Origin of the sequence: Dysgonomonas sp. GY75 (assembly GCF_015234155.1) — a bacterium.
Lineage (GTDB): Bacteria > Bacteroidota > Bacteroidia > Bacteroidales > Dysgonomonadaceae > Dysgonomonas > Dysgonomonas gadei.
Genome location: NZ_JADCLQ010000049.1, coordinates 25,817 through 37,991 on the forward strand (window position 1 = coordinate 25,817; position 12,175 = coordinate 37,991).

Here is a 12,175-nt window from a genome sequence, read left to right on the forward strand (position 1 = left end):
AGCGCCATGAACGCAATAAAAAACATAAAAAAAATAAAAGAGATGAAAGAATTTAAAAAAATAGAAGGGAAAAAGTATTCCCTGACTAATTCCTATTTTAAGAACAGGAAAGAAGGCTATCCGGATACGATCCTAGAGATAGCCATGTATAGACACCAATACGGTGAGCTTCCCTTCGAGTGCCGGGACGAAAGTAACTGGCTGTATGAGGCCATGATTGAGCACCAGAAACGCTGCGGTGTGCAGAACAGTCAGTACCTGACCCCGGATGCGACGGCCATGCAGCTGGTATCGCTTTGCGATAACTTCCTTCCCGTGGACAACAGCGTGCTGGACGCCTGCTGCGGTACAGGACAGCTGACAAAGTTCCTGTTACAAAATAAGCTCAATGTCACGGGCTTCGACAACGACCCGGATATGGTTGAAATATGCAGGTTATCCTACCCGCAGGGGACATTTGAACAGTATGATTTCCGGGATAACCAAATCCGGCGGCAATATGATCTTGTTGTATCCAATCCCCCGCATGAGGGAAAAGACATGGAACAGTTCTTCGGCTGGCTGTCGTCGGCATTGACGGATGATGGCAAAGCCGTACTGCTTCTCCCTAAAGATTTTATGGATAAGCAGCGCCCCAAACAATTGGCGGAACACCTCCGGCGCTTTGAGACCCTGCACCGGGAAGATATGAAAGAGGCGTTCGCCCATACCAAATGTATCTGTGAGGCCTGCATCCTCGGACTGGAGAATAGCTGGAAGGCGCAGCGCAGGCTGGGGGAAAAGTCAAGCCCTCAGGTACAGGCGGAAACGGTAGCGCAGGCAGTACCACCGGAAGGGGAAAGGGAAAAGGCAGCAGTGAACCAACATCAAAAAACACAGGCGATGGAAACACCACCGCAGGGACCGGGAAAAATAGAGGATGTCCCGCTAAGCAGCATCATGCTGAACCCGCTGAACCCGCGAAAAAAAATCAACGAGGCCTATATCGGCGAACTGGCGCAGAGCATCCGGCAAACGGGGTTGCTGCAGGCCATCACCTTGCGCCGCAAGGGGGACAGGCTGGAAATAGTCGCCGGGGAGTGCCGCTACCGTGCCTTCCTGCTGAACGGGCGGGAAACGATCCCTGCGGTGACAGGGGACTATAGCGACGAACAGGTCGTGGCCATGGGCCTTACCGAAAATATCAACCGGCGTGACCTGTCACCTTTGGAAGAGGCCGGGGCCTTTTCCTATTTTATCATGACGGGGAACTATACGGTCGAAGACCTGTCCACCCGTTTCGGTAAAGGGCATGGCTATATCCGCGGGCGGCTGGCGCTGCTTAACCTGAGGGAAGAATTCACCGGCCTGCTGGAAAATGAGGAGCTGTCCCTGAGCGCCGGCATCGAGTTGGCCCGTTACTCCCCGGCCATCCAGCAGGAAGTCTATGAGAACCATTTCAGACATGAGGACGCTTCCCACTGGGGTATGCTCAAAACCAAAGAGCTGTCCGCCCGCCTGATAAAACTCTATACGATGAACCTGTCGGATTACGGTTTTGACAAGGCGCAGTGTAATACCTGCCACTGGAATACGGATACCGGCACCCTGTTCGAGGAGTACAGGGGGCGCTGTACGAACCTGTCGTGCCTGCGCGGCAAACAGGCGGAGCATACCCTGGAAACCTGCAAGCAATATGCTTCAGAAGGTGGCATTGAGATTATCGCCTCCCCCGAAGACAAGCTTAGCGGCGATACGCTTCAAAAACTGGAGCGGGAGGGCATAACGGTCAGCACCGTTGTCGCCTATGAAGCTCCCGAGTTTCCCCAAAAGCCCCGGCGGAAGGATTTCCGTCTGGAAAGCGATTATGACCGGGCCATGGAAGCCTACTGGACCCAAGAGATGGGCTGTAACGACGATTACGACGACTACGAGAAGAAAGTGGAGGCCGGGCAGTACAAGCGTTGCCTGCATATCGGTGGCGCCCACCCCAAAGTGTGCTATGTGCCTGTCGTTCACCCCGGGCAGAAAGAGACCGTCGCCAGCCTCGAAGAACAGGATAGGCTTAACCGCCGGTCGGCGGCGGCTAATGCAGCCAGGGAGGCACTCGCACTGCTGCAATCGCAGGATATGCCCGGCTCTGCGTTATCCGTCTTTGAGGATGAACTGCTATTCTATGTGATGCTCGGCAGCCTGGATGTGAAATACTACCCTCAGTTCGGTATCAAAGATAAGACCGGACAACCCTTGATGGACAAACAGAAGTATACGCTGATGAAATCACTCAGCCCGCAGCAGAAGGCGCTGGCCTGCCGCAGCTTCCTGCTAAGGCATATGCGGGCCCCGGCGGATGCTTACCAGTCGATGCTGCTGGTGGAGTTCTCCCGGCAGCACTACCCGAGGCAGACCGGAGAGATCGTAGGCCGTCATACGGAGATTTACAACAAAAAGTACCTGCGCATACAAAAACAACTCCAGGCCCTGCAACAACGTCAGGAGGTGGAAACAGCCCCCGCCGGCTAAACCACAGCAGGTTGTAACCAAAGCAATCCGGCGCAGGGCTTCCTGTGCCGGAATATTAAATTATCCCTTCCAAGGAATATGCCCAGTCCCGGAAGTTTGTCAAATCCGGCTATATTCCGTAAAAGCCTATATGATATATACATGTGGATTCCGGACAGGCCTGCGCCTGCTTCCCGTTCTACCTGCGCCGTCTCCTGTTTCGGCGTATGTCCCTGCCCGGCAAAGTAATATCCGGGTCCCTTCCCGGTCAAATTCCGGCCCTGCCGGGTTTAACGCGTAAATCCCCACCGTTCGCCTGTAGGCTCCGGATGGGGATTTACGGTTAAAAATTTGACGGTCGGCCCCCTGCTGCAGGCTGCCGGCGGGACATAGCATGCCGAATCGTAAGCCGACGCATATATAGCGACAGGGGGTACCACGGTCATTATGCGCGGGAGAGGGGTTTAGGCTTCCAAGGCATATCATCAGGAAAAGACATGTACCAGGGGGACAAAAGCTGCCTGTCCCAGCCTCTGCATATATATTTTTATCCTGCGGCGTAGTTACTCTCTTGTATATCATCTTTTCCGCATTCGCTTCCTGCCTGCGCGTGCGAGGGTATGGTAAAAATATGCAAAAAAAGAAACGGCTCATTATTTTCTTTTGTACCGAAAAGAAGTAAAAGGGGTTAAACTGTTTACATAAGTTAATTATGGAACTACACGAGTGTGGAGTTTCGGTTAAGAGGCCTGCAATGTAAAGACTATGTCCTTTATTTCAAGATTCCTTATAAACGGTTGCCCTGACCGCTGCCGGAAAAAAACAGAAAGGCTCCGCTTTTGCGGGAACCGCCGCTAATGGCCATAAACAGGCCTCCGCTTGCGGATAACAATCGCAGGCCGTTCCTACCTTTTGGTAAAAGAAAAAGATTCTCTTTGCTGAAACGTATATTGAAAAGGATTCCCCCGGGGGGAAAGGACTAACTTTGCACCTGGTAATTTTAGGGTACAGATACGCGGTGCCGGCAGCTTGTTTTTTGTGGCAGGCGGCAAACTTAAATGATAGCATGGTTGTTAATGATGATATATAAATAGATGGTGTATGGATGCAATAAGATTTAGAGAAAAACTATATGGCGGATTATAACAGGCTGGCCCTGGCATATGCCGAATCGGGGATACAGTGCACCGTGGAGTGCATGAACTGGTCTATCCGCAGAGGATAACGGGAAGGCAAGTGAATGCCTCCTGGAGATACAGCGGTGGAACGCACGGGTTACGGACATGGAAGCGATGCGGGTGTCTCTGAACAACTGCTACAGGCACCTGCGGCTGCCCTCGCCTGGTATGTTTGCCATCTTATATGACGGTATCTTCCGCCAATGGAGGTTTAACACCGAACCGGCCGGTGCGGGGCAATAAAAAGGAAATAAAACAGCGTATAAAATAAATTCAAAAAGAAAAAAGGAAAAGCGATGAATAAGCGTATCAGTGACAATGCAGGGCATATCAGTGAACTCCTCAGTTCAAACGGTGAAATGAATGTGAGGCAGATTGGGGAGCATACCCACCGGCGGGATCCGGTCATCTTTATGGCCATCGGCTGGCTGATGAAAGAAGACCATGTCCGCACCGAGGACAGGAACGGCAGATTGTATTTCATCTTGAAGAAGGACAGGCCGGAAATCTATTATTGACGGGACGTCACGATTCGCTAAAAACAGCGCATAGAGTGGATCTATGCGCCCCGGAGGGAGTATCCTGTCAAAGGGAGCTTCCTCCACCTATTTAGAGTGTTTTCTCCACCTTTTTATGCCTGCTGCTGGTTGCCGAAAGGGGGCTAGTTCACGCGCCAGTTCCTTCTTCGTCTTCATCGGCTTCCCCGCCATACCCGTCATCCTCATGGTTGCCCAAAGGTATATCTTCCCGGAAGGCATGCAGGTGTTCGTGCTCCGCCCTTTTCTTGTCGCTGCTCAAGCCTTCGCTTTTTTTCATGGGTGCGCCCAGCCTCTTGCCCAGGCCATCTTTGCCCGTGTGATTTTTTTTCGTTTCCCGTTGCGAGGCATAATAAAAATTATTTTAAACTATAAATGAGCAACTTATAAAAATATTTTAGCCAATAGGTAACGATTTAGAAACAAACCAATGGTTCGGAATATTCTATTCTAAATCAGCTAATTGGCAGGTTTGAAATTCAGAATAGGTAACGGATAAGTAACGAGCTAACTTCTTTGCTTTGCTCCGCTTTGAGCAAGTTGATTAGCTTAGGACGTAGATAAAACAATATTTGAAATTATGTATTTATATATCTTTTAAAATTATATTGATGCCTTTATTTATATCAAAAATATGATTAAAGGATAAATTATAAACTTGATATTATTGTTTTATTTAGTTATTATTATTTATATTTACGCTCACTATAATATAAGAAATATGGATGAAGAAGCCAAAATAAACAAATCTAAAATCAACAAACTAATGCAGGAATATTCTAAAGGTCTTGTATTATTATCTTCTTGGCTTGTTTTGAAAGGCTATCCGTATGAATTGCAACAGCAATACCGTAGAAGTGGATGGATGAAGTCAATAGGAAAAGGTGCCATGCTAAAATCCGGAGATTCGCTTTTATTGTCTGGTGCTCTTGCGGCTTTACAATCACAAGCAAACATAAATATACATATAGGAGGCCGATCTGCCTTAGAATTGAATGGTATCGCCCACTATCTGCAACTAGCCTCACCCGAAGTAACCTTATTTGTTCTTGGTAAAACAAAGCTGCCATCTTGGTTCATAAATAATAAATGGGATATCGACTATAGGGTATTCAAAGTATCTTTATTTAAGGATGATACTATTGGCTTAGTAAACTATCAGGATACTGGAATAGATATGAAAATATCAAGCTCCGGGAGAGCAATGATGGAATGCCTATCATTATGTCCCACTATATTTTCTCTGACTGAGGCTTACGAATTAATGGAAGGGCTATCGACATTGCGTCCAAAGCAAGTGCAAGAATTATTAGAAAGTTGTAAATCTATAAAGACCAAAAGATTATTCCTTTATTTTGCCGATCGAGCCAGGCATAGTTGGTTTAAATATATAAATCTAACAAAGATAGACCTCGGTTCCGGCAATCGTAGTCTTGCTAATAATGGTATATTAATCCCAAAATATAATTTGGTATTGCCCAAAGAGCTATCATAATGAAAGGTACATATAAAAAACAAGTATCACTCTTACTGGATATATTACCAGAAGTAGCGAAAGAAGATGTATTTGCTCTTCATGGAGGAACAGCCATTAATCTGTTCTGCCTGAATATGCCACGCCTATCGGTTGACATAGACCTTACTTATATCCCAGCTAGCGAAAGCCGGGATACGGATCTACAGAATATACGATTAGCCCTTGAAAAAGTTAAGGAGCATTTGAGAAAACAAATACCCAATATAAGCTTCTCTGATCCAATTAGGGCTGAAGAAGAATTGAAGTTGATTTGTACGACTCCCGAAGCAATGGTTAAAATAGAGGTGAATCAAATCAATCGGGGAATAATTGCAGAAACGGAATTAACAATATTGTGTGATAAAGCACAGGAAATTTTCGATAAATTTTGTGAAGTTCGAACTGTTTCACAGAAACAATTATGGGGTGGAAAAATTATCGCAGCATTAGACAGGCAACACCCACGGGATTTGTTTGATATAAGAAACATGATAAATGAGATAGGCTATTCGATGGAAATAAAAGAAGGGTTTATATTCTTTCTTTTATGTAGCAAACGTCCTATGCAAGAACTATTAAATCCTCATCGAATTGATCAGTCGGCTGTCTTTGAAAGTCAGTTCAAAGGTATGACCGATAATTCTTTTGGAGTCCATGAATTTGAGAATACCAGAGAATTACTTATTAAGATGATCAATGAATCTCTAACAAATGAAGATAAAGAATTCTTATTAACATTCTCTAAGGGAGAGCCGGATTGGACAAAGATTGACTATAGTAAGTTCCCCGCAATAAGATGGAAACTTTTGAATATTCAAAAATTGAAAGATAATAACCCTTCAAAATATGCTGAACAAGTAGATGCTGTTAGGCAAATATTATTTTGATAAAATAGAACTTTTTGTATGAATACAAAGTTTTTTACTAATACCGAAGCAAATACGCTCATTAATAAAATGGAAGGGGTATTGGCAAATAACGGAATGATAAACTGCTTTGATGCAGTTGTAGGATATCTGCGTGCATCAGGATATTTTCAAGTCCGCCATTTCTTAGGGAAAATTGATAAGATAAGAATCTTAGTAGGTATCAATACCGATAAATTTATAGCGGAGGCTCAACAAAAAGGGCTAATTTATATGCATAACTGTGAGCAAATAAAAGATGAGCTTTTACAGAATATAAAAGAAGATATTGAATCTTCTCATTACTCTAAACAAGTAGAGGATGGGATACTACAATTTATTGACGACATAGTCAATAAGAAAATTGAAGTCCGGGCACATCCGAGTAGAAGGATTCATGCTAAGATATACATATTATATCCTCACGATTTTAATGAACACACTCTTGGTGCAGCAGCCATTACTGGCTCAAGTAATTTATCAGATAGGGGTTTAGGAATCGGGAATGATAGGCAATATGAATTCAATGTCCTACTTAATAGGAATCAGGATGTCTATTTTACCAAATCTGAATTTGAAAAGCTTTGGGAAGAAGCAGAAGGTTGTAACATTTTACCTATTGATGCAAAAAAGGTAAAAGAGGGAACATATCTTGCTGGAGATATTACTCCTTATGAGCTGTATATAAAACTCCTTATAGAATATTTTGATGATCGCATTTCTTATGATTTCAATAATGTGTTTGAGATGCCTAAGGGATTCAAAAAAATGGAATATCAACTAGAAGCTGTAGATGAGGGATTTAAGAAGTTGCTAAAATATGATGGATTCTTTCTTTCCGATGTAGTAGGGCTAGGAAAAACTGTCATTGCTACAATGAATTGCAAAACGATTTATCTTGGAAAACGGAATAAACAATACAAAGATATTAGTGGTCTACCCTCCCGCTGTTGAAAAAAACTGGAAAACAACTTTTGATCGTTTTGGAATTACAAATGTCAAGTTTATTTCCAATGGAAGTTTGAAAAAAGTGTTGGAATCAGAAAATTATGATTATTGGCAACCAGAAGAATATGATTTTATTTTAGTAGATGAATCACATTATCCTAACTTAGATAAAATCCGAACCTTTATTTTCAATATTCACAGAAACAGTTATTTACCACAACATATTACCTGATTTTATTTTCATATATTTCTGCCTAAATTAACGATTGAAGAGCCTTCCTTTTAAGAATACCTTTCCTCAATAATACTTTTTCAATGTAATATCGTATTTTTGAGGAAAAATGTATTTATGGTATTTCAATTCAAAATTCAGATTAAAGGAATAACAAAGCCGGCTGTGTGGAGAAAGGTTTCTGTTCCTGCTAATTTCACATTTCTAAGATTTCATGATGTAATCCAGACTGTTTTTGGATGGGAGGACTATCATTTATTCGAGTTCAAAGATAAAGAATGGCAAAGCAATATCCGTATCGCTGTTCCGGTAGAGGATGATTTCTTTGATCCTGATTTCTTTGCCGATACAAAGGACTCATCAAAAATCAAACTATCCGATATTTTTAATGACAAATTCCGGAAACTCCTCTATGTTTATGATTTTGGAGATAACTGGGTACACGAGATAACCTTGGAGTCAATTAGCAATGACAAGCAAAAGACGGCTGTTTGCCTTTCAGGCAAAGGTGCTTGTCCCCCAGAAGATTGTGGTAGCATATATGGATATGAGGGGCTGAAAGAGGTTTTTGCGACAATGCCGGAAAGTGAAGAAGCAGAAGAATATAGAGATTGGCTGGGGTTGGAAGATGGCGAAAATTGGGATACTGATGCTTTTGATATAGATGAAGTAAATAATTATTTGAAACAAGTTTAACACTGCTAACAGCCATGCATTCCGATTCTTCAAAATACCCCAAAGAGATAATAAGTGCTATTGCTCAGGAAATTGATATGGGCATGATTTGCTTTCTCAATACCGAGACCCTGGAATTCGACAGTGTATTGGGCCAAACATATGATGCGTATTGGGATGAAGATGCCGAAAACAACTTCAATAAAGAGGTGTACGATAAGGTCGACGGTTGGAAACACTCCATAAGAATTGAACCTCCCCAATCGTGGCAGTCATTTAAAATTATGGAAGATTTTATTGAAACTTGCATTTCTGATGACGATCCGGTAAAAAAACGTTTATGGGATGCCATATCCAGGAGAAAACCATTTCAGAGCTTCAAATACGTAATTGACAATAGCCAATATCGTCAGCATTGGTTTGATTTCAAACAATCCCGGTTAGAGAAGTTTGTTCTGGAGCAGCTATATAATTCTCCGGAATAAAAACAAAAAAGGGCGCCAGCAAGTTTGCCAATGCCTGCTGGCGTGGTAATTAGAAAGTTATACACCTATGTTTTTTGTCCTATCCCTTTAATTCCCAGAAATGCTGCCAAACTATCAGATTCGGATTTCCATCTTTTGGGTGTATTCTTCTGGTTTTCATCCTCCAATGTAGCCAATGCTTTTGATTCTTGTTCTGTGGTAATATCCAAATAAACCATTGTTGTATGAAGATTGGCATGCCCTAACAGAAAAGATATCCGGACAATATTCATACCGTCTTCCAACCAATGGGAGGCTTTTGCATGTCGCATATGTGGAGCTCCACATATGCGTCACTCCATGGAATTCTCACGTTTAATGCAAAGAATAGGGCGTGTAAACCGTATTGGATCTATTGCTCCATATATATACAACTATGTATTTTATCCATCTGCACAAGGGAATAATGAAATAAACTTGGTGAAAAATTCATTATCTAAAATTCAAGCATTTCATACGGCTTTTGGCGAAGACAATCAGATATACTCTACAGAAGAAATCGTTCCACTTTCAAACAGTGCTTGCAAAATGATACCTGCAAGGTACGAAAGTTATTTTAGGCAAAACATAATAGAAAATTATTAGGATGCTTTGATAAGGTTAAGAAGCACAATTGTAAAAGACATATCGCGTAGTGAAGCATTTGCAGAACCAATACGTTTGCTTACCTCGGTTCCGGGCATAGGGATAACTACAGGTATTACATTCCTGCTTGAATTAGATGATGTAAGTCGCTTTGCCAGTGCAGCTCAGCTTGCCTCTTATGTAGGATTGATCCCCATGTGTCATTCCAGTGGAGACAAAGATGGGGTCGGAGATATAACTATTCGTAAACACGCCATGCTACGATGTTATATTATAGAAGCAGCCTGGATAGCTATACGCAAAGATCCGGCCATGACAATGGCTTATGAAGAGTACCTCAAGAGGATGAATGCACAGAAAGCGATTGTTAAGATAGCCCGTAAATTGGTAAATAGAATTTATTTTGTATTAAAACGTAGACAGGAATATGTGCCATGTATTGTTGAATAGCATACAGTCCTATGCTGTAAACAGCTTTATCCACGAGAGACACCACTATCATAATCGTGCAGCTTTGAAGTCTGCTTAAACAAGTATGTGACTCTCACCTATATTAAACTGATAGAGGAACTTGCAGCTCTCTCTAAAGAGTAGTCTGCTATGGAAAGGCTGTTTACAATAGGACTTACATTGGGTTTTCTTAGCCATATAGACAGTATTACTGCATACCGTCAGGTGTTTATTGCTGACAGGTTGCTCCCCAGCAGAGCCTGTTTCCTCTTAATGCCCTGATATAAAGATATAAATTAAAAGTTAAGTAAAATAATTATCCAATTTTGTTTGGATTTTAAATGGAAAAACGATTATGAAAATACCGTCTATCCCTACGGATATTGGTTGCGAACGTAAAGCAGGGTGGCGAATGCGGATCCGGGGGATATCCGCAGCTTTTCCTCCGGTAAAGGTAGTCCGCGGAGATGAAACTTCCCGGTTCGGGCCCTTCCAGGGTTGCAGTGGAAAATCTCCACGCCTCGCCCTGTTGGGCTCCGGGTCGTATTTTCCCCTGCAAAACCGTCCAGTTTCCCCCGCGCACCTTTTCCACCTCGGAAAAGCAGGGATATCCCCTGTATATATATGTATAACAAAACAAAAATGCAGAGATGAAGAAAGAACCCATTAATATGGCCTGTGCACGGCTGTATGTGACCACTGAAAGGATTTATGCCTCGGGTGACCTGTTCGGCCGATGGATGCAGCTGTGCGGCTATGCGGGCAAAAAAGCATTCATGGCGGCCTTCCGGAAGTTATATACCGGCGAAGAAGCTCCCGTGCTCAAAATACTGGACTGGCAGGATGTGCCGTGCTGCCTGGTCTCTGCCGGTGATGTTTCGGCCAGGGTGTTCCCGCTCTCAAGGTATGCCTCGGGACTCGACAGCTTCCGCAGCGGGGCTTTCCACCTGTGGCTGGAATACCACAGCCCGGGGATATTCACTTCCCGGAGCGCTGCGATCATCCGCCTGTTCGAAGAATCCTACCAGGGCTATTACCCCACGGACGAAGCCTTCGGGCGGTATTACGCCCGGGAGTTCCTTGCTATCACAGCCCCGGGGTTCGATTATAAAGGCTTCGCCGTGCAGTTGTTCCCCCGGCGGTTTATGCGCATCGGACAATATGTGTTCAGCCGGTGATATGAAAAAAACAAAGAAAAAGCTAAAAGTACAACAGATAAATGCCGGGGGAAGCTCCCGGCGAGTATTCATTAAAAAACCAAAAGATTATGTTTACATCGATTTTCAGTGTGATGCAGGACGGCCAGTCGCTGAGCCTGCACCTGATCAGAAGGGGCGATAAGCTGGTTGTCAGCTTCCAGCCCTTAGCCTCAAACGGGGCGGATGCCCCGGGCAGCAAGCTGACCCCGCTGGTTGCCACGGCCACGCCGGGCGAGCTGGATGCCGGCTTTATCACGGCTATCCGCGCGCCGCTGGAGGAACGCTTCGGGTTGGTGGCCAACCTGGAGGAATTTAAGAAAAGCACGCAGAAGGCGCAGCCCAAAGCAACAACAAACGGGACGGGGACAGTCAGCGTGGAACCCACGACAAACACTACTGCAAAGAAGTCCAAAAAGGAGGAGCAGATGGAAGCCGCCGAGAAGCTGGCCAAAGCCGGCAACCTGCCGGGCGCCTATGGCATCTATAAAAAGCTGTATGAACAGGATAAGACGGACACAAAGGTAGGCAACCGGATGCATGAGCTCTGGGCGCAGATGTCGCAGAAGCCACTGTTCCCGGTTGAGACGGTACAGGCCGTAGCGGAAGTCCCGGAAGCGCAGCCGGCAGTGGCGGAACCACCCAAAATCCAGCCTGTAATTGCGCCTGCCGTGCAAGAACCTGATACCACAGTCGCTGAAGAGGAAGCCGAGCCGGAGGATATGTTCGCCCGGATCATCAGCGGGGGCAGGATCCAGGAGCCTGTAGCGCCCGTACCGGTACAAGAAGTGCCCGCAGCGGTGGATGTTCCTCCTGGCTTCGATGCGGCGCAATATCAGAAATTCCTGCAGTACCAGGAGTTTCTCAAATCGCAGGGAGCCGCCCAGCCTGCCTAAGCGGTCATGGCTTTCCTGTAACCAGTATTGAGTATTAACCAATAACAAAAAAA

General features: G+C 44.6%; 15 protein-coding genes and 2 pseudogenes. 14 read left to right on the plus strand and 3 right to left on the minus strand.

The genetic code is table 11. The annotated features are described in order from the left end of the window. The first annotated feature begins 6 nt into the window (after window positions 1-6). Complete coding sequence (locus IR083_RS18380) at window positions 7-2,502, plus strand: ParB/RepB/Spo0J family partition protein (protein ID WP_194225401.1); 2,496 nt, start codon at window positions 7-9, stop codon at window positions 2,500-2,502. Between the two features lie 126 nt (window positions 2,503-2,628). On the opposite strand, the gene IR083_RS18385 is transcribed toward IR083_RS18380, so the two are convergent. Then, a complete protein-coding gene (locus tag IR083_RS18385) occupies window positions 2,629-3,135 on the minus strand; it encodes a hypothetical protein (RefSeq protein ID WP_194225402.1) in 507 nt (168 codons plus the stop codon). Window positions 3,136-3,721: 586 nt separating this feature from the next. On the opposite strand from IR083_RS18385, the gene IR083_RS24820 reads away from it, so the two are divergent. Together IR083_RS24820 and IR083_RS18390 are read left to right on the plus strand one after the other, a co-directional pair. Then, on the plus strand, window positions 3,722-3,847 hold the full coding sequence (locus IR083_RS24820) for a hypothetical protein (protein WP_262893180.1): 126 nt from the start codon (window positions 3,722-3,724) through the stop codon (window positions 3,845-3,847). A 108-nt stretch (window positions 3,848-3,955) separates the two neighbouring features. Continuing rightward, the gene (locus IR083_RS18390; protein ID WP_194225403.1) at window positions 3,956-4,177 is read left to right on the plus strand and encodes a winged helix-turn-helix domain-containing protein; all 222 of its coding nucleotides are present in this window, start codon (window positions 3,956-3,958) and stop codon (window positions 4,175-4,177) included. 148 nt (window positions 4,178-4,325) lie between these two features. Here the strand turns inward: IR083_RS18390 and IR083_RS24825 are convergent, their stop codons facing one another. Then, window positions 4,326-4,457, minus strand: a complete 132-nt coding sequence (locus IR083_RS24825; protein WP_262893181.1) for a hypothetical protein — start codon at window positions 4,455-4,457, stop codon at window positions 4,326-4,328. 459 nt (window positions 4,458-4,916) lie between these two features. On the opposite strand from IR083_RS24825, the gene IR083_RS18395 reads away from it, so the two are divergent. The 5 genes from IR083_RS18395 (at window position 4,917) to IR083_RS18415 (ending at window position 8,956) form a co-directional block, all read left to right on the plus strand. Beyond that, window positions 4,917-5,690, plus strand: coding sequence for a type IV toxin-antitoxin system AbiEi family antitoxin (locus tag IR083_RS18395; protein ID WP_194225404.1), 774 nt, complete (start codon window positions 4,917-4,919; stop codon window positions 5,688-5,690). Then, window positions 5,690-6,598, plus strand: a complete 909-nt coding sequence (locus IR083_RS18400) for a nucleotidyl transferase AbiEii/AbiGii toxin family protein (protein WP_194225405.1) — start codon at window positions 5,690-5,692, stop codon at window positions 6,596-6,598. The genes IR083_RS18395 and IR083_RS18400 overlap by 1 nt, the downstream gene beginning before the upstream one ends. Window positions 6,599-6,616: 18 nt before the next feature. After that, the gene (locus IR083_RS18405) at window positions 6,617-7,570 is read left to right on the plus strand and encodes a phospholipase D-like domain-containing protein (protein ID WP_242052478.1); all 954 of its coding nucleotides are present in this window, start codon (window positions 6,617-6,619) and stop codon (window positions 7,568-7,570) included. Window positions 7,571-7,913: 343 nt separating this feature from the next. Continuing rightward, window positions 7,914-8,492 carry a plasmid pRiA4b ORF-3 family protein gene (locus tag IR083_RS18410; RefSeq protein ID WP_194225406.1) on the plus strand — a complete coding sequence of 193 codons (579 nt, stop codon included), beginning with the start codon at window positions 7,914-7,916 and terminating at the stop codon, window positions 8,490-8,492. Between the two features lie 14 nt (window positions 8,493-8,506). Further along, window positions 8,507-8,956, plus strand: coding sequence for a UPF0158 family protein (locus tag IR083_RS18415; protein WP_194225407.1), 450 nt, complete (start codon window positions 8,507-8,509; stop codon window positions 8,954-8,956). Between the two features lie 65 nt (window positions 8,957-9,021). Here IR083_RS18415 and IR083_RS18420 read toward each other — a convergent pair. Beyond that, a pseudogene (locus tag IR083_RS18420) lies at window positions 9,022-9,276 on the minus strand (integrase); the annotation flags it as partial. 14 nt (window positions 9,277-9,290) lie between these two features. Between IR083_RS18420 and IR083_RS18425 the strand changes: the two are divergent. The 6 genes and pseudogenes from IR083_RS18425 to IR083_RS18445 all read left to right on the plus strand — a co-directional run. Beyond that, window positions 9,291-9,499 (plus strand): annotated as a pseudogene (locus IR083_RS18425) (hypothetical protein); the annotation flags it as partial. 87 nt (window positions 9,500-9,586) lie between these two features. Continuing rightward, complete coding sequence (locus tag IR083_RS18430; protein WP_242052479.1) at window positions 9,587-10,030, plus strand: transposase; 444 nt, start codon at window positions 9,587-9,589, stop codon at window positions 10,028-10,030. 150 nt (window positions 10,031-10,180) lie between these two features. After that, the gene (locus IR083_RS24830) at window positions 10,181-10,312 is read left to right on the plus strand and encodes a hypothetical protein (RefSeq protein ID WP_262893182.1); all 132 of its coding nucleotides are present in this window, start codon (window positions 10,181-10,183) and stop codon (window positions 10,310-10,312) included. A gap of 73 nt (window positions 10,313-10,385) precedes the next feature. Next, the gene (locus tag IR083_RS18435) at window positions 10,386-10,700 is read left to right on the plus strand and encodes a hypothetical protein (RefSeq protein ID WP_194225408.1); all 315 of its coding nucleotides are present in this window, start codon (window positions 10,386-10,388) and stop codon (window positions 10,698-10,700) included. Beyond that, a complete protein-coding gene (locus IR083_RS18440) occupies window positions 10,681-11,208 on the plus strand; it encodes an antirestriction protein ArdA (RefSeq protein WP_194225409.1) in 528 nt (175 codons plus the stop codon). The genes IR083_RS18435 and IR083_RS18440 overlap by 20 nt, the downstream gene beginning before the upstream one ends. Before the next feature lie 89 nt (window positions 11,209-11,297). Further along, window positions 11,298-12,122 carry a PRTRC system protein E gene (locus tag IR083_RS18445; protein ID WP_194225410.1) on the plus strand — a complete coding sequence of 275 codons (825 nt, stop codon included), beginning with the start codon at window positions 11,298-11,300 and terminating at the stop codon, window positions 12,120-12,122. Window positions 12,123-12,175: the final 53 nt, after the last annotated feature.